General features: G+C 59.3%; 17 protein-coding genes. 10 read left to right on the forward strand and 7 right to left on the reverse strand.

Features of this window, described 5'->3' with window-relative positions; all coding sequences use genetic code 11:
• Nucleotides 1-12 precede the first annotated feature (12 nt).
• On the forward strand, nucleotides 13-264 hold the full coding sequence (locus tag QP904_RS09525) for a hypothetical protein (protein ID WP_023020785.1): 252 nt from the start codon (nucleotides 13-15) through the stop codon (nucleotides 262-264).
• On the opposite strand, the gene rsgA is transcribed toward QP904_RS09525, so the two are convergent.
• Entirely contained in the window at nucleotides 261-1,286 is a 1,026-nt protein-coding gene (gene rsgA / locus QP904_RS09530) for a ribosome small subunit-dependent GTPase A (RefSeq protein WP_023020786.1), read from the reverse strand. The genes QP904_RS09525 and rsgA overlap by 4 nt on opposite strands.
• Nucleotides 1,279-2,580 (reverse strand): 3-phosphoshikimate 1-carboxyvinyltransferase, encoded by a 1,302-nt coding sequence (gene aroA / locus QP904_RS09535; RefSeq protein WP_284835971.1) that lies wholly within the window; start codon nucleotides 2,578-2,580, stop codon nucleotides 1,279-1,281. Before aroA ends, rsgA begins: the two co-directional genes overlap by 8 nt.
• Between aroA and QP904_RS09540 the strand changes: the two genes are divergently transcribed.
• Nucleotides 2,579-3,226, forward strand: a complete 648-nt coding sequence (locus QP904_RS09540; RefSeq protein WP_284835972.1) for an SOS response-associated peptidase — start codon at nucleotides 2,579-2,581, stop codon at nucleotides 3,224-3,226. The two genes, aroA and QP904_RS09540, sit on opposite strands and share 2 nt — an antisense overlap.
• On the opposite strand, the gene QP904_RS09545 is transcribed toward QP904_RS09540, so the two are convergent.
• A complete protein-coding gene (locus QP904_RS09545) occupies nucleotides 3,212-3,712 on the reverse strand; it encodes an aminoacyl-tRNA deacylase (RefSeq protein ID WP_284835973.1) in 501 nt (166 codons plus the stop codon). The genes QP904_RS09540 and QP904_RS09545 overlap by 15 nt on opposite strands.
• A 28-nt stretch (nucleotides 3,713-3,740) precedes the next feature.
• Here QP904_RS09545 and QP904_RS09550 point away from each other — a divergent pair, with 28 nt between their 5' ends.
• Together QP904_RS09550 and QP904_RS09555 are read left to right on the forward strand one after the other, a co-directional pair.
• Complete coding sequence (locus QP904_RS09550) at nucleotides 3,741-4,352, forward strand: sigma-70 family RNA polymerase sigma factor (RefSeq protein WP_023020790.1); 612 nt, start codon at nucleotides 3,741-3,743, stop codon at nucleotides 4,350-4,352.
• A complete protein-coding gene (locus QP904_RS09555) occupies nucleotides 4,352-4,624 on the forward strand; it encodes a mycothiol system anti-sigma-R factor (RefSeq protein ID WP_023020791.1) in 273 nt (90 codons plus the stop codon). Before QP904_RS09550 ends, QP904_RS09555 begins: the two co-directional genes overlap by 1 nt.
• Nucleotides 4,625-4,731: 107 nt before the next feature.
• On the opposite strand, the gene QP904_RS11845 is transcribed toward QP904_RS09555, so the two are convergent.
• The gene (locus QP904_RS11845; RefSeq protein ID WP_100067784.1) at nucleotides 4,732-4,806 is read right to left on the reverse strand and encodes a 50S ribosomal protein bL37; all 75 of its coding nucleotides are present in this window, start codon (nucleotides 4,804-4,806) and stop codon (nucleotides 4,732-4,734) included.
• A gap of 83 nt (nucleotides 4,807-4,889) precedes the next feature.
• Nucleotides 4,890-5,150 carry a WhiB family transcriptional regulator gene (locus tag QP904_RS09560; protein WP_005322377.1) on the reverse strand — a complete coding sequence of 87 codons (261 nt, stop codon included), beginning with the start codon at nucleotides 5,148-5,150 and terminating at the stop codon, nucleotides 4,890-4,892.
• 494 nt (nucleotides 5,151-5,644) lie between these two features.
• On the opposite strand from QP904_RS09560, the gene QP904_RS09565 reads away from it, so the two are divergent.
• Nucleotides 5,645-6,133, forward strand: a complete 489-nt coding sequence (locus QP904_RS09565) for a hypothetical protein (protein ID WP_023020792.1) — start codon at nucleotides 5,645-5,647, stop codon at nucleotides 6,131-6,133.
• Between the two features lie 75 nt (nucleotides 6,134-6,208).
• On the opposite strand, the gene QP904_RS09570 is transcribed toward QP904_RS09565, so the two are convergent.
• A complete protein-coding gene (locus QP904_RS09570; protein ID WP_200288054.1) occupies nucleotides 6,209-7,447 on the reverse strand; it encodes an Rv3212 family protein in 1,239 nt (412 codons plus the stop codon).
• Nucleotides 7,444-8,769, reverse strand: a complete 1,326-nt coding sequence (locus QP904_RS09575; protein ID WP_023020794.1) for a DEAD/DEAH box helicase — start codon at nucleotides 8,767-8,769, stop codon at nucleotides 7,444-7,446. Before QP904_RS09575 ends, QP904_RS09570 begins: the two co-directional genes overlap by 4 nt.
• 71 nt (nucleotides 8,770-8,840) lie before the next feature.
• Between QP904_RS09575 and QP904_RS09580 the strand changes: the two genes are divergently transcribed.
• The 5 genes from QP904_RS09580 to QP904_RS09600 all read left to right on the forward strand — a co-directional run bounded on the left by QP904_RS09580 (nucleotide 8,841) and on the right by QP904_RS09600 (nucleotide 17,172).
• Entirely contained in the window at nucleotides 8,841-9,065 is a 225-nt protein-coding gene (locus QP904_RS09580; protein ID WP_005322370.1) for a DUF3107 domain-containing protein, read from the forward strand.
• Nucleotides 9,066-9,126: 61 nt separating this feature from the next.
• The gene (locus QP904_RS09585) at nucleotides 9,127-10,065 is read left to right on the forward strand and encodes a DUF3152 domain-containing protein (RefSeq protein WP_284835974.1); all 939 of its coding nucleotides are present in this window, start codon (nucleotides 9,127-9,129) and stop codon (nucleotides 10,063-10,065) included.
• A 9-nt stretch (nucleotides 10,066-10,074) separates the two neighbouring features.
• Nucleotides 10,075-10,860: a hypothetical protein gene (locus QP904_RS09590; protein WP_259824870.1), complete on the forward strand. Its 786-nt coding sequence runs from the start codon at nucleotides 10,075-10,077 to the stop codon at nucleotides 10,858-10,860.
• A 32-nt stretch (nucleotides 10,861-10,892) separates the two neighbouring features.
• Nucleotides 10,893-14,000 carry an ATP-dependent helicase gene (locus tag QP904_RS09595; RefSeq protein ID WP_284835984.1) on the forward strand — a complete coding sequence of 1,036 codons (3,108 nt, stop codon included), beginning with the start codon at nucleotides 10,893-10,895 and terminating at the stop codon, nucleotides 13,998-14,000.
• Nucleotides 13,993-17,172, forward strand: coding sequence for an ATP-dependent helicase (locus QP904_RS09600; RefSeq protein ID WP_284835975.1), 3,180 nt, complete (start codon nucleotides 13,993-13,995; stop codon nucleotides 17,170-17,172). The genes QP904_RS09595 and QP904_RS09600 overlap by 8 nt, the downstream gene beginning before the upstream one ends.
• Nucleotides 17,173-17,175 lie beyond the last annotated feature (3 nt).

A 17,175-nucleotide genomic window follows, 5' to 3' on the forward strand; every position in this document is an offset into this window, starting at 1 on the left:
GAAGGAGAAAACATGACTCAGCGTTTCAAGAACCTGGCTGCAGCTACCGTTACCGCAGGCGTAGCCCTCATTTCCGCGCCAGCCGCTCTGGCGGCCGATACCACCCCGGCCGCAGATGCCGCTGCCGATGCCGTGCCCACCACCCCGTGGCTAGCGCTGCTAGAGACCTCGTCCCAGGGCACTTGGGGCCAGATCCTGGATGTGGTCTTTGGCATCGTAGATGTCCTGCTAGGCGTGATGGCCGATACTGGCTTCCACCTTTAATTTTCCCAGTCCACGTTGGTGCGCAGGGCCTCGAGCAGGCCGCGCACCGCGTCGCGCCGCCGCGCACTGGCGGTATCCGGGGGGATAAGCGCAGGGTCATCCAGCCCGCATTCTGGGTCCGCAGGCGGGCCCATATGCGTACAACCACGGGGGCAATCCTCGACGGCGGCCGCAAGATCTTCAAAGACACCGAGCACGTCATCAGCATCCACGTGTGCGAGGCCGAAGGAACGAATGCCGGGGGTATCGATAATCCAGCCGGCAGAGTATGCATCATCGGCGGGGAGGGGAAGCGCTACCGATTGGGTAGAGGTATGCCTGCCTTTGCCTACGCCCGATACTTCCCCCGTCTCCCTATCCGCATCCGGAACCAGGCGGTTGACCAGGGTGGATTTGCCCACGCCGGAGTGGCCGATGAGCGCGGTGACGTGGCCATCGATGTGCTGGCGCACGGACTCGAGGCCGTCTTCGACGCCGGCTTTCACCACCGTGACATCAAGATCAGCAAACTCGGCCGCGAACGGCTCAGGATCCGTGAGATCTGTTTTAGTCAGGCACAAGATCGGGTGGATATTGCCCACGAAGGCGGCGATGAGGGCCCGCTCGACAAACCCGGAACGCGGTGGTGGATCGGCCACGGCGGTGACGATGAGCATCTGGTCCGCATTCGCCACCACGATGCGCTCATAGGGGTCGGTGTCATCGGCGGTGCGCCGAAGGACGGAGGTGCGCTCTTCCAGCTTCACTATGCGCGCTAAGGTGTCCTTCTTGCCGGAAGTATCGCCCACGACACCTACGCGGTCGCCCACCTCGATGGCGGTGCGGCCGAGTTCGCGGGCGCGCATGGCGGTGACCCGTGGGCCGTCATCTAGCGCGACGCCCCAGCGCCCACGGTCTTTGGTGATGACCATGCCGAACTTGGCATTTTTATGTTTGGGACGATCCTTGGTGCGCGGCCGCGAACCCTTGCCAGGGCGCACGCGCACGTCGGATTCATCAAAGGAACCGAAACGCCTAGCCATTGCTCTCCTGTTGTTCGGGGTCCAGCATCGTCTCCCACATGCGGTCGAAGCCGGGAAGGGTCTTCGCCGTGGTAGAAATATCTTCGATCTCTATGCCCGGCACCTTCAGACCGAGGATGGCACCAGCGGTGGCCATGCGGTGGTCCGCATAGCACGGCCACTCGCCGCCGTGGAGAGGGGCGGGGTCGATGCGCAGGCCGTCGGCAAGCTCGGTGACCTTGCCACCCAGGGCGTTGATATTGGTTGCCAGCGCCTTGAGGCGGTCGGTCTCGTGGCCGCGCAGGTGGGCAATGCCGGTGAGCGTGGAGGGGGTTTCTGCCAGGGCACACAGCGCCGCGACGGTAGGGGTGAGCTCACCAATGTCACCCATGTTGCGCTCGATGCCCTGCAGCGCGCCGCCCTTGGCGCCCTTTGCGGTGACGAAGCCCGGCTCTTGGGTGACCATAACACCCATATCCACCAAGATATGGCGAATAGCGTCACCCGGCTGGGTGGTATTGGCGGGCCAGCGCTTAATGGTCACGCGGCCGCCGGTGACAGCAGCGGCGGCAAGGAAAGGCGTGGCATTGGACAAATCCGGCTCGATGGCCCACTCCCGGCCGGCGATCGGGCCAGGGTGCACGGTCCACGTATTCTCGCCGGAATCTACGCGCACGCCGGCTTGCCGTAGCATGCCCACGGTCATTTCCACGTGCGGCAAAGAGGGCAACGGAGCGCCCTCATGGGTTAGGGTGATGCCCTCATTAAAACGTGCGCCGGCTAGCAGCAGTCCGGAGACGAACTGCGATGACCCAGAGGCATCGATGGTGACCTCGCCGCCTTCTGGCACCCCGTGCGAGCGCACGGTAAAGGGCAGGCTATCGCCGTCCACCTCTACGCCAAGCTGGCGCAGCGCATCGAGGGTGGTGGACATGGGCCGGGCGTAGGCCTGCTCGTCGCCGTCGACAAGCACGGCACCATCAGCCAAGGCCGCAACCGGCGGGATAAAGCGCATCACCGTGCCTGCTAGGCCGCAATCTACCGTTGCGCCCTTGAGCGGGCCTGGGGTGACGTGGATGTCCTCGTCGTCGTGCTCGAAGCGCACGCCCATAGACTCCAACGCCTTTTCCATCAGCTGCGAATCCCGCGAGACCAGCGGAGCGCGCAGGGTAGAGGGGCCATCGGCCAACGCGGCCAAGATGAAGGCGCGGTTGGTAATAGACTTCGAGCCCGGCACGTGCTGGGCCCACGTAATGGGGCCTGCCGCTTGCGGGGCGGACCATGGTTGAGACATATCGTCCATAATAGAGGGCATGTGCGGAAGATTCGTTCTTTTTACCGAGTCCCTCCTTGATGAGGTGGGAGAGCTGCCCGGAGTCACCGAGGTACATGCCCCGCAAGGAACCCCAGGGCCCCGCTACAATATTGCGCCTACCCAGCCGGTGGCCATCGTGCGCGTGCGCGAAAGCCTGGCTCAAGTCGATCCTGCGTGGTGGGCGCTATTGCCGCACTGGAAGAAAGATCTTGAGGGCCCGCCGCTGTTTAATGCGCGGGCGGAGACCGTGGCCTCCAAGCCTTCTTTCCGGCACGCTTTTAAGGGACAGCGCTGCCTCATCCCGATGAATGGTTACTACGAGTGGCGCCAGGAAGAGGGCGGCAAACAGCCCTACTTCGTGCGCGCGGAGGAAGGCCTGTTGTGGGCCGCAGGCCTCTGGGACACCGGCTTAGACCGCCTGTCCGCCACGATCATTACCACTGCAGCCACGGAAGAAATGGAGTGGCTGCACCACCGCCTGCCGCGCTTTTTGGCGGCCGAGGAAATGCGCACCTGGCTAGAGGGCAGCCCCGAGGAGGCCGCCGAGCTGCTCTTGCCGACGCCCCTGCGGGGCTTCCACACCCACCCCGCCGACAAGGCCGTGGGCACTGTATCCAACGACTATCCAGAGCTACTCGGCGAGTAGATCGGCAAAGCTGGCGTCACACAGCTGCGCGAGGTCCTCCGCATTGAGTTCGATATCTAGCCCGCGGCGCCCGCCAGAGATGAAGACGGTATCGAAAAGGATGGCGGTTTCCTCGATAATGGTGGGCAGTGGATTCTTCTGTCCTAGGGGAGAGATGCCGCCGGGAATATAACCGGAAGACTTGGTCGCATCGTGCGGGTCCGCCATAGCGGCCTTGGAAACATTGTGTGCGACTGCGGCTTTTTCAAGCTCAGGTGGTGGGTAGTAGGGATAACGCACACCGCTAATTCGCCTGGGTCCCTTGCCCGCCGTTAAATCGATGACCAGGGTTTTGAGTACGCGCTCCGGCTCTACGTCTAGAGCTGCGGCGGCGTGATCACCGAAGTGATCGGTGCCCGACTCAAAGGTGTATACGTGGTGCTCGATACCGGCGTCTTCTACAACTTTGAGCGCTGGGGTGGCTGCATGCGGGGACTTTTTAGACATGACTGGGATTCTAACGCTAGGCGTTAGTATGGAAATTGTGGCTAAAGAAACAATCAGCGAAAAGGAGCTGCAGCGCCGCTTTGAAGCGGAAGCGCTGCCCCTGCTAGATCAGCTCTACGGTGGTGCCTTGCGCATGACGCGCAATCCCCAAGACGCTGAAGACCTAGTGCAGGAGACCTACCTCAAGGCCTATAAGTCCTTCCATTCCTTTACTCCGGGCACGAATCTCAAGGCATGGCTTTATCGCATCATGACCAATAACTACATCAACTCCTACCGCAAGGCGAAGCGCCGGCCAACGGAGTCCTCGGCTGATGACTTGAGTGATTTTCAGCTCTATACCACCGCCGGACATGATTCCACCGGTCTGGAATCCGCCGAGGTAGCCGCGCTCAAGGACATGCCGGATTCCACCATTTCAGAGGCCATGAATGACCTGCCCGATGATTACCGCATGGTGGTTTACTACGCGGATGTGGAGGGCTTGGCATATAAAGAAATTGCGGAAATCATGGACACTCCTTTGGGCACAGTGATGTCTCGGTTGCACCGGGGAAGAAAACTACTCCGAAAAGCGTTGAAAGACGTGGCACGAGAACAAGGTATTGGATTAGAACACCCAGACATGGAGGAGAAGTAATGGAACGCGCAACGGAACACAACTGTGGTGCGTGTAGCTCCCCAGAGGTACAGGCCCTCCTGTGCGAGCTTCTCGATGAATCCACCACCTATGCCCGCGCGCTCGCCATCCGCGAGCACATCGCCCAGTGTGATTTTTGTCAAAAGCGCCTCGAGAGCGAGGAGATTATTCGTTCGCTGGTGCGCAACTGTTGTAACGGACAGGCCAAGGCGCCGCAGGCGTTACGCCGCCGCATCTCGGTTGAAATCACCCGCATCGAGACCACCTGGTAGTGCGGACATACGGCACGGGCTGCTAAGCGGCCTGCGCCGATTCGGCAAAGCAAAAGCCCGGCTCCTACGGTCTGTGATGACCGAGGGCCGGGCTTATGTGCTGTGCGTTATGCGCCAGGACGCTTGCCGTGATTAGCGGACTTCTTGCGGCGATCCTTGCGCTTGCGACCACGCTTGCTCATTGCGCACTCCTTCGTTGAGGGTAACTGAACTTTATTCAACTTTAGCGGCTAAGGGCGCCGAAACGAAAATTGGGGGCCGATGATTAAGCGGAAACGCGGGCGCGTCCACGGCCGCGGTTACGGCGGCGCTTGAGGGCGCGGCGCTCCTCTTCAGATAGACCGCCCCAGACGCCGGCGTCCAAGCCGGACTCCAGTGCCCACTTCAGGCAGGAAGAGGCAACGGGACAACGGTTGCAGACCAACTTGGCCTTAGCGATTTGGGTAAGTGCAGGACCAGAATTGCCTACTGGGAAGAACAGCTCGGGGTCTTCGTCGCGGCAAACAGCTTCGTGGCGCCAATCCATGATTGATATCTCCTAACAAAAATTCGACAGCAGAAAGCACAAGCACTTTTCATAAATGAAAAGCAACCAATGCCATGGGTGGGTGGTTGTGTGAACTGGTCTGCGCGCAGTGGGGCCCGGTCTCGAGGTCGGGCCAGCGTCGCCGCCGCCAATGGTCCACATTGTGGTTACTTGAAGTTTCCTTCAAGTTAAGAAGAGGTTTACGTCCTCTTTCTTTTTGCTACCCAAGAATCATGACATGTTTACTCAGGCTCCGCTAGGGGTAGAGGCGAAAATGTGGTAAACATCACTGAATGGAAAGTGATGTGGGGGTCATTTAGATAGACGCTGGAGTTGAAAGAAGCCTGTGAGAAACGCGCTGAACTGGCGCATTGACTGAAACTACTTGAGTGTGGTGACTGGAGAAGCGTCAAATCTGTCCGGTTAGCCCTTGCCCCGCGAAACCTGAGTGGCGCACAAGAAAATGGCGTTGCCCGTGAGTAGACTGTGGGCTTGTGTCCAAACAAAACAAGAAGGTAAACACAAAGCAAAATGCTGCCTCCACGCGGTCGATTAGTGGGGAAAAAAAGACCCAGCACGGGGCGCCGCAACCAGTCCTCGTGGCCGCAGCACTCGCCGTGATTCAGTCCATCGCCGTAATCTGTTTTGGCATCTTCCTGATCGTGCGCGAATTGACCGGTGCGGAAAACGGCTCCATGGTGTCGGATTCGGGCTCTGGAAGCTTTGTGGGGCTAGGCACCGCACTCTTTATCTTTATCGTGTTTGGTTTTGTCATCATTGGCGCTTGGGCCATGGTCAAGGGAAAGCGCTGGGGTAGGGGAGCCATTATTTTGGTGGAGCTAATCTTGGCGGCTAGCTCCTTCCAAATGTTTAGCGGTGGATCGCCGCTACTGGGCGCGGTGACATTGCTGAGCGCCGCAGTGGTCATCTTCTTGCTGATGTTCGTACGCGCCTCCACTGAGTGGGCGGCAGCAAACTTCTAAAGTCATCTTCACGTGTAAAAAGGCCGCGCCCGGGAAAACCCGGAATGCGCGGCCTTTTTATGCGATGGTGGGGTACTAATCGGCGCTAAGGCCCACTACCTTATCGCCGCGGGCTTCCACAATGGTCTCGCCCGCTAAAGTGAGATAAACGGCACCGTGGTAGGCGCCGCGGTCAACCGGGATGGTTCGCAGGGTCTTGCCAGTGGACCAGTCCATGACTGCAATTCCTTCTTTGGTAGGCACCAGCATCTGCTCGTTGACAGCGATGGGGGTGCCGATGGCCTCTTCCACGATGCGATCAACCGAGAGGTCGCTCGGCTTAAAGAGGTAAAGCCGGGAGCCATCAAACCAGGTCATATGGTGCGGCAAGTCCGCAGTTGCCGGCGCGAAGGGGGAGTCGCCGGTGTCTATAGCCGGAGAAGGCTCTGCTGGGGAAGAGTCGAGCTTTTTACCTTCATTGTTATATGACTCGATGGAGGGGTGTGGTCCTGGCCGGTATACGGCGGCGGCCTTTTGGCCTACGGCGACAAGGCGGGCGCCATCGGTAGCAATGTCCACATCGGCGGCGATGTCCGGTTGACGGGAATCATCGGGGGTGGTGTCTTGGAAGCGCAACCAGGTGGTATTCGGCTTATCGGGGCAGGACTCGGTCAGGGCTAAGTTCTCGGTACGGGTAAGGGCCGAGCTGAGCGTGCAATCCTCATGCGGTTGCTTGTCCGGTTCTTGTTTTGCCTCCACGTCACCGTATTCCACGGTACGCACCATATCCGAGCGCCACAGATCGATGCGGTCGGTGGAGGCCGTTCCTACCCGGTCATTGGAGGATATGGGTACTACCTCGTCCGAATTTATGGCACTACGGGTGCTGTCATACTCACCAGTCGCGGCATCAATCGCCACGGTATCTCCGCAGCCCACACCGGTCTTATAAGTAGCTACTATCTTGCCCCATGCAGCAGACAGTGAGCACAGTTCGGCGTCAGTGCGCTCATAGGTCCATGCTTCGGAACCGTCCGGATTGGTAGCCGTGAGCGTGTGATCCGCATGCGTGATGGTCAGGCCGTGCGCCGAAACCGCCCGGTATTGGCCAGGCACCGGTTCATTGGGGAGGCTGAAGGACTCGTGGAGGTTAGTCGGGACTGTGGAAAGTGCGGGTGCATCCTTTTCCCCAGGAACGGCCGCCTGGCTCAAATGTGCCTGATTGATATTGGCAGTGACGGCTGCACCGCCTACCGCGATGGCGCAGACCACGGCAATGATGCCGGTGGCCTTCCAATCAGAGAGCGTGGAACGCAAAATGGGAGCCTTAGTCATCGGCGGCCTCCTCGTCGGCGCCGGGAGCTGCCGCGGCGCGCAGTGGTACGGGTGGGGGATTTCTCGCGGACTGAAACCTGGCCTACAACCTTGGTCTCGGGGCCTACGGTCTCCTCAGCATCCGCGGGGATGTCTAGCGCTTGGGCCAGCTCTGGGGAAGTAGAAAACCATTGTGGCGGCTCCGGCTCTCCCAAATCCAGCTCATCGTTAATGACTTGCCATTTGCCCAGCTCATCGTAGCCCACCAAGGTGATGGCGGTACCGGTATGCCCGGCGCGACCCGTGCGACCAATACGGTGGACAAAGGTCATTGGATCATCTGGTACCTGGTAGTTGATGACGTGAGTGACATCATCGACGTCGATACCGCGGGCAGCAATATCGGTGGCGACCAGGATGTCTACCTGGCCGGAGCGGAAGGCCTGCAGGGATTTCTCGCGGGACTTTTGCCCAAGGTCGCCGTGGACGGCTCCCACGCGGAAGCCGCGCCGGGCGAGATCATCGGCCAAATGGGCGGCCGCTCGCTTGGTGCGGGCGAAGATGATGGTGCGCCCGCGGTCGGCAGCCTGCAGGGCGTGCGCGACGATGGCAACCTTATCCATGCGGTGAGCTTGGAAGGTGACCTTGCGGGTGGAGGAATGAGTGAAATCCTGCTCGCCCGATTCGGCGCGGATATGGATGGGCTTATCCATAAAACGGCGGGCCAGCGTTAAAATCGCGCCCGGCATCGTAGCGGAAAAGAGCATGGTCTGGTGCGCATTGCCATCCAGAGCCTGCAGGATGGCCTCCACCGAGGGTAAAAAGCCCAAATCTAGCATCTCGTCGGCTTCATCGAGTACCAAGATGGCCACGCGGTCTAGTTGCAGATTGCCGCGCTCGTGGAGATCGATCAGGCGGCCAGGTGTACCGATGATGACATCGGCGCCCTTATTGAGCTTTGTGATCTGTTCCTCGTAGGGCCGGCCTCCGTAGATGGAAACCAAACGCACCGGTATGTCAGCGGCGGCTACCTGCAGGTCTTTGGTGACCTGCTGGGCAAGCTCACGGGTGGGGACCACCACGAGGGCGCGCGGGGTGCCATCGAGCTCTTCGATATCGGCATCATCAAAGACACGATCCAAAAGCGGCACGCCAAAGCCGTAGGTTTTGCCCATGCCGGTGCGCGCTTGGCCAATCAAATCCTGACCGGACAAAGCGATGGGCAGGGTTAATTCCTGGATTGCAAAAGTACGCGTGATGCCACGGGTGGCGAGTCCATCGCAGATTTCGGCCGCAACGCCGAGTTCCGCGAAGCTCGGTGGCTGGGATTTTATGTCAGACACACCTTGATAGTAGCCGGGATGGTTATAGTGGGGCCATTGACAATAAAACTCTAGTTAGAGGAGGAACCCTCATGGATATCAAGTTTGGCTTCGCAGACACCGCTCGCGAGCTGGTCATTAGCGCTGCAGGTGACCAGGCTGAGCTGACGCAGAAGATCAATAGCGCCCTGGCGGATAACTCCACCTTGGAACTGGAAGATGACAAGGGCCGCAAGTACCTCGTGCGCACTGACCGCGTGGTCTACGTTGAGGTGGGCATTGCGAAGAAGCACGCCGTGGGATTCGCCGGCGCCTAAAGACGAGCGCACCGGTCTGCTGATTCAGATTTTTAAAAATAAACGGGTAACCTAAGGCCCCATGGAAGACAGGGAGACTCGCCACGCTCACCGGAGCCAGGGCCATTCGCCGGACCACCCTAATGCGGTGGTCCGGTTTGCGCGTCAATATGGCTGGTGGCGCGTGGTGGCTATCCCTTTGATGATCGCCTTGACCATCTGGTTCATTGTCGATATCGCCACCGCTTCCTCCTCTGAAGAAGGGGCGGAAGAAACTACCACAGCTGCCCCGACGAGTGCCGAGAAAATCGGGCCTGATCCGGCTGATGCGGAAGCGGTCAAACGGGAAATTAGTGAGATGCCGCCCGGTGGGGCGTTTACCAAGCAGGGAAAGGGCACTTTCCATGAGGTGGGCGAGCCCGGCGCCGTAGCCGGTAAGGGTGGCGCGCAGAAGGTGCGCTATTCCATCGAGGTGGAAGATGGCCTCAATACCGCACCGTATGGCGGCGATGATTCTTTTGCAGCCATGGTGGAGGCCACCCTTTCTGATCCGCGCGGCTGGACCGCGCATAAGGACTTCGAGTTCGAGCACGTGGCCTCTGATGCGGATCCAGATACCCGCATCCAACTGACTTCTCTGGGTACAGCTGCGGAGCGCTGTGGTGAGAAGATTGAAACGGAAACTTCCTGCCACACCACCATTACTGGAGAGTCCACCACCATCCTCAACGAGGCCCGCTGGGTACGCGGCGCTACGCCTTTTGAGGGCGATATGGGCAATTACCGCCAGTACGTCATCAACCACGAGATGGGCCATGCCATTGGCTATGCGGCCCACCAGCCGTGTGGCGGCCAGGGTAAGCTAGCGCCGATCATGATGCAGCAGACCTTGGACCTTAACAACAAGGAATTGCACGATCGCAATCCCAGCGAGGTCTATCCTGATGAGGACGTGACCTGTGCAGCTAACCCGTGGCCTTTCCCCAACCCGGATAATAAGGATCCCCACCAACCCGAATAGGAATTAAGGATGCCGCTTCCCCCAGAGCATGTTTTAAGCGCCTTTCACGCGGAAACTGGTGCTACCGGTACTCGCCGCGCTCAGGGCGATCAATTAGGCCCGGTGTGGGATAACGGCATCAAGGTGGGGGACGTGGTCTATTCGCAGGCCGGTCCTTTTGCTGCATGGTCCGCCAAGACGCGCGAGCGCCTAAGTGTGCAAGGCGCCCGGGTTTCCCGGCCAATTTTATCTAGCGATGGCCGTCATACGGCCGCTGGCTGGAAGGCCACGCAGTTTATTCCGGGGCAGGTCCGGGGGCGCATTGATGAAACCGCACAGATGGCGCTGCGCCTTGATACGGCTATGGCCGAGGTGGCACTTCCCACCGGGCAGCGTGACGATGTCTTTGCTCGCGCGGAGCGCGCCGCGTGGGGAGAAACGGGGGAGGCCTATCGCCCAGCTCTGCTTGCCGACGTCCCCCTTATCCCCGCCCACACCGCTCTTCTCACCACCACGGTCTATCACGGCGCCAACCCGCCGGGAATCGTGGACATTGTGCCGAGCGAATTTCCGCGCCCAGCCGGTTGGAGCGCCGCCCTAGTCATCGTCGACGGGCTTATTGCTCAGGCGGTTGATGATGAGATCTGCCAACGCTTTAGTCACGTGCCGGGCATGCAGGAGCTGCTCTTGCGTGCAGTGTCGTATCGTCGTCATATCAACGATCTGCATCCTGCTTCACGTTCAAACACGCGTTCGCACATTGAACGGGTGGAGCAATATCTGGTGTCGCGGGCATCTGCCATACTGGAGCGGTGAGTTACGACCCCCATTCCACCGCGCGCGCGGGAGTGGTCCTCCCACCGTCCCCGCAAGTGCGCCTCGTTCCCCGTACCCCGTCCGCCACGGCCCGCAGCTGGCCGGTTGACCTGCCCGAATCCGGTTCCTGGAAAGTAACCGGTGCGGCAGGCAGTGGCGTGTCGAGCTTCCTTATCGATACCGTCATTCATGCCCTGGACAGAGCCCAGGAAACTGGCGCGGATCCCTCCGGCATTCTCGTTATTGCGCCCTCGAAGGAATCCGGTGCCCGATTGCGCCGCGAACTTTCTGAACGCCTCGAGAATTACGCCGCGCAGACCTCAATGGTGCGGTCTGTGCACTCCTTGGCTTTTGCATTACTGCGCACGGCGGCCGAGGAGGAGTTGCGGCTCATTACCGGTGCGGAACAAGATGCCGTCATTCGGGAGCTACTTATCGGTCAAGCAGAGGACGGCCACGGATCCTGGCCAGAAGAGATGCGCCCCGCGCTGGAATATGTGGGCTTTGCGCGGCAGTTGCGCGATTTCCTTTTGCGCTCCATTGAACGAGGTCTGGGTCCAGGAGACCTGGAGCGCCTAGGCCACGAATATGGCCGCCCTATGTGGTCCGCCGCGGGCGAATTTCTGCGCGAGTATGAGCGCGTGCAGCTCCTCTCCCGTGCCCATTCATACTCTGCTGCAGAGTTGGTTACCGCGGTTCTCCAGCGCCCTGAGTTACTGCGCGATCATCCCTTCCACACCATTGTCGTCGATGATGCTCAACTGCTCGACCCCACCGCAGGAAAACTCATTCGTGAGCTGGCTGCGCAGGCCAACCTCGTAGTTGTGGGTGGCGATACAGCCCAATCCGTCTTTGCCTTCCGTGGTGCTAGCTCGCGCTTTTTGCAGGACTTTCCAGCCGAGCATGACATTGAGCTCACCGAGTCCTACCGCAGGCCCACACCGGCGTGCATCTCTATCGTGGATTCGGACGGTCGGCTGCGCGACGTCGTAGCTAATACCGTGCGCCGCCGCCACTTGGAAGATGCCGTGCCCTGGCGCGACATCGCTGTCATTGTGCGCTCTACTAGTGGCATTGGCCAAATGCGCCGCACCCTCCTAGCCGCCGGTGTGCCCGTACATATCAATCCCACCGACGTTGTCTTGGCCGAACAGCGTTTGGTCTCCGCTGTGTTGCTTGCGCTGCGCGCCTTGGAGGAGGAACTATCTAACTCTGAGTTGGAAGAACTACTCACCGGACCTGTGGGTGGCGCCGATCCTGTCACCCTGCGCCGACTGATCCGTGGCTTGCGCCGCTGGGATTCCACCACTCGGGGCATCGATAGCCTCCGGGGCCTTCTCTACGGCGAGCTCCCAGACTTCAACGGACAGCTCACTGAACGGGAATATTCGATCCTCGAACGCGTTCGTGCAGTGCTCAGTGCCGGCCGGGAAGCGCTCACTTCCGGCGCTTCGGTGGAGGAGATTCTGTGGGCTGTGTGGAGTGCTACCGACCTGGACAACCGTCTACAGGCCTCGGCCTTGCGCGGTGGTGCAACGGGCTCGCAGGCCGACCGCGACCTAGATGCAATGATGGCGCTTTTTGACGCTGCTGGAGACTACGTAGAACGCCGCCCGGATTCTTCACTGAGCGCGTTTTTGACCCATATCACTGAACAAGAACTTCCCACCGGCGTGCGTGACCGCCGTACCGCCATTCCGCAGGCCGTAGAAATCCTGACCGCGCACGGTGCAGTGGGCCGCGAATGGGATACCGTCATCGTGGCCGGCGCCCAGGAAGGCAGCTGGCCTTCGCTAGGAGAGACTGGCTCCATCTTCGGGCAAGAAGATCTTATCGATCTCCTCGACCACGATATTGATCCCGATACTCCCGTCAGCCACATCGCCTCCCGCTTGGCAGAGGAGCGTCGTCTCTTCCACGTCGCTACCACCCGCCACCGAAAGCGCTTGCTCATTACTGCCGTGGAGAATCCAGAGGGCGATACGGTCTCCGAGCCTTCTCGGTTCATCGACGAATTCGCCGGACGTGGTGTCGATGTTCCCGGTCAAGCTGCGCGTCGCCAAGCAAAGCGGGCGCTGCGCCGCGCCCAACTCCCGCGCGAATTGGGCCTCGATGTGCCCGAACCCGCACCCGTTTCTTTGCGCGATGGTTTGGAGATTGATCCACTCGATGTTGCGGTGTTGTCCGTACCGGCCTTTGTCGCACAGCTGCGCCGCGTAGTTAGCAATCCGGAATCTGGTGAGGTTGAACGCAAGCAAGCTGCCCGCCAGCTCGCGCGGTTAGCGGCGGCCGAGATCCCCGGCGCCCACCCGGAGCAGTGGTGGTCGGCGCGTTCCGTTGCGGCTGAACTGCCGTTGCATACCAGCGGCAGTTTGTCGCCCTCCCGGGTAGAAGCGTTGCTCAACTGCCCGCTCAAGGCTGTGCTGGGCAATGTGGCTGAGGATCCAAGTACCGAGGAACACCTGCTCCGCGGTACGTTGGCCCACGCCTTCTTTGAAGCCATTGGCCGCGGTATGGATGCGGAAAAGGCCAAGCTTTTGGTGATGGAGGCTTTCGAGCGCATCCAGGACGTCCCGCAGTGGCAATTGCGATTCAAACTCGATGAGTTTTCCGCGCTATTGGACCGCGCCCGCGAATGGGCGCGCCAATCTGAGGTCAATCAAGAACTAGTGGGCGTGGAAATTCCTGTGGGCGTACATGTCGGTGAAGGCGTGCGCATCGGCGGCTATATGGACCGTCTCCTTCGCGATGAAGAAGGAAACTACTTGGTCGTGGACCTCAAGACCGGGAAAAACCAACCGGCCAAGAAAGAAGCCGAAGACCATGTGCAGTTAATGACCTATCAGCTCGCGCTTGCCCACGGTGCATTCGACGGCCATCAGGTCCACGACGGTGAAGGAATGCCGCGCCAGGGAGGGGTGCTGGTTTACCCAGGCGCAACCACTAAGAAGATTGGCGAGATTTGGCAAAGCGATAAATCTCCGGAAGCACTCGAAGAATTCGCCGCGCTTCTGCCCCCGCTGGTGGAGGAAATGCGTGGTCCGCGCATTACTGCGCGTACCAATAAAGACTGCGACAAATGCCCAATTCGCTCCATCTGCCCCGTGCAGGAAGAAGGAAGGATGACCACCGATGCCTAAGAGCAACTTTTCCCCACAGCAAATCGCTGCGGCCTTGGGCAAGGATTTCCCGCCTACCGACGAACAAGCCCATGTCATTGAAGGCCCATTTAGCCCTAAACTCGTGGTTGCCGGCGCTGGTGCTGGCAAGACAGAAACCATGGCCTCGCGCGTGGTGTATTTGGTGGCCAATGGTTATGTGCGACCTGAACAGGTTCTTGGCCTGACCTTTACCCGCAAAGCCGCGCAACAGCTGGAGCAACGCATTCGCAAGCAGCTGATTCAACTGCGCGATTCCGGTCTCATCCCACCAGGCAGCGATGTGGCAGAAGCATTAGAAAACATTGCGCCGAAGGTATCCACCTATGACTCCTACGCCGGAGAACTCGTTCGTGAATACGGCCTATTAGTTCCGGTTGAGCCCACCGCGCGCATCATTACTGAGGCCGAGCGCTATTCCTTAGCCTACGATGTGGTGCGCAATTACACCGGCCAACTAGAAGACGATCGCACCCTAGCCACAATCACCGAGACCCTGCTGAGCCTCAGCCAAGATATTGATAACGGTCTCAAAGACACGAGCCATATCGCTGAGCATGCGCGCGATTTTCGCGCAGATATCGATAACCTTGACAAATCGAAGAAGAATGGCCCCGAATACTCTCAAAAACTGCTGGGCTATATACAGACACAGGAACGCCGTGTGCAGTACGTACCGCTGCTGGAGGCCCTGAAAAAGGAACAATCCGAGCGACAAGTCATCACCTTTGGCGAGCAAATGTCTGTCGCCGCCCGAGTAGCGCGTGATTATCCTGTTGTGGGCAGGCAACAATCCCAGCGCTACAAGGTTGTCATGTTGGATGAGTACCAAGACACCTCCTATGCCCAGCGCGTTCTACTTCGAAGCCTTTTCGGCGGCGAGAAAGATGAACTGTCTGTTACGGCTGTAGGCGATCCAATGCAGGCCATCTACGGCTGGCGCGGCGCGACCTCTGAAAACCTCACCGCCTTCGTGGAGGATTTTCCAGTCGCGCCGGGCACACCTGCTCCGAAGGACCAATTGACCACCTCGTGGCGCAACCCTTCGGGTGCGCTGGATTTGGCTAACTCAGTGGCGGAGAGGGTATTTGAAGGCGTTGAGCGTCCCGTGGATGAACTTTCTGCCGCCCCACATAAAGGCGAGGGTGAAATCCAGCTGGCCTACTTTGAAAGCGAAAATCGCGAGCGCGAATTTATCGCCGAGCATTTGAAAAAGCAGTGGGACAAACGCGAGGGAGACACCTTCAGCGCAGCGGTTTTGGTGCGTAAAAATAGGCAGTCCGCGCCAATCGCTGCGGCCTTAGACAAGGCGGGCGTACCTAATGAAATCATCGGTCTCGGTGGTTTGTTGTGGCAGCCAGAAATCCAGGATCTCGTGGCCATTGCCACGATGCTCGTACGCCCAGAAGATCTGTCTGCAGCAGTGCGGGTACTGGCTGGCCCTATGTGCGGTTTGGGGATTAGCGATATTCAAGCCCTCGCTTCGCGTCAACGAAACCTCGCCGGAGCAAGGGAGGAGCGCTTGCGTTGGGAACCAGGAATGGACCCGGAAGATTACCTGCGAGCGCAGTTGGAAGATGTCACCGCAGAAGAACCGGATCAGCGCGTTGGCCTTGCCGACGCCCTGGCTGACTTGGGGGAGAGGGACCGCTATACCCCACAGGGCCTTGCCCGCATGGAAGAGGTATCTGCCAAACTGCGGCACTTGCGCACCTATTCGCTATCCAAGCCGCTGGTGGACATCTTCGCTGATATTGAGGCATTGTTTAATATCCGTACCGAAGTCTTGGCGCGCGGAAGCGCGGGGGGAACGGCCCACTTGGATAAATTTGCCGATATCGTCGCTAGCTTCCACGGTGATTCTTTGTACGCACTCTTGGACTATTTTGCGCTTGCACTCGAAAAGGAAGACGGTTTGGACATGGGCGAGGTGCCTGCCGCAACGGACCGTGTGCAAATTATGACTGCGCATAAGGCCAAGGGCCTGGAATGGGAGCATGTCTGCGTGGTGCATGCTGATTCTTCTAGCTATAACGCGCAAGCGGAGACCTTCCTTAGCAGGATCGAAAAGGTCCCGGGGGAGGACGACTATATTGAGGTCCCAGAGGATGCCGAAAAGCGCTCGCAGTTCCAAAACGCCTGCGAAGAATTTAAGAAAGCAGATAGTGCCCTAAAGGCGGAAGAATCTGCGCGCCTTTTTTATGTTGCATTGACCCGTACCGAATCCACGCTGACCGTTACTGGCTCGGGAACCAATAACGCTTCTGGGAAGAGCAAGAAGGCGCCCTATGAATACCTAGAGCGCCTGAAAGAGCAATTCCCGCAGTACGTGGTGGAATGGTCCGTGCCAGATGAACCGTCCGAGGAGGACTTTGGTGAGAGCGCACAGTTCCCAGCGCTGAAGGCTAACCCTGAGGCAGTTGCCGGTGCCGATGCGGTGCTTGAGGCAATGGAAGAACTTCCAGACCTCAGCCACGGTGAAACCTTTGAGTTGTGGGAGCAGGAAGCTGGCGCTCTTATTGAAGAATACAGGGCTCTGCAACAGCCGGTGGTAGACGTTGAGCTACCCAGCGAGCTGACTGCTTCTGACATGGTTGCGCTGCGGGCAGATCCACTCCAGTTCGCACGCAGGCAACGCCGTCCAGTGCCGTTTAAGCCGAATGCTTATGCCAAGCGCGGTACCGCCTTCCACGCGTGGTTGGAGGACCGCTTTGGCAGCCCTGCACTATTGAGCGAGGAAGAGCTGCCGGGTACTGATGAGGCGGCGGACTATGACTTGGAAAAGCTGAAAAAAGCTTTCTTGAGCTCGGAGTGGGCACAACGTCAACCGGAATACGTAGAAGCGCCCTTTGAAATCACCATCGGTGAGGCCGTGGTGCGCGGGCGCATGGACGCGGTATTCCGCTTGGACGACGGCACGTGGATGGTGGTGGACTGGAAGACAGGCCGCCCACCCCAAGGGGAGGCTATGGACGCCGCCAAGATACAGCTTGCGGTTTATGCAGAGGCATGGCGGCGTATCCATGGCGGAGAGAAGATTCGCGCTGCTTTCTACTATGTGCACGATGGTTATACCTTTGAGCCAGCCCGCCTTCCACGTGGGGAAGAGCTAAAGAAACTCCTTGAATCGTCAGTTGAGCACCAAAAGGGCTAAGGT

Origin of the sequence: Corynebacterium nasorum (assembly GCF_030229765.1) — a bacterium.
Taxonomy (GTDB): Bacteria; Actinomycetota; Actinomycetes; order Mycobacteriales; family Mycobacteriaceae; genus Corynebacterium; species Corynebacterium kefirresidentii.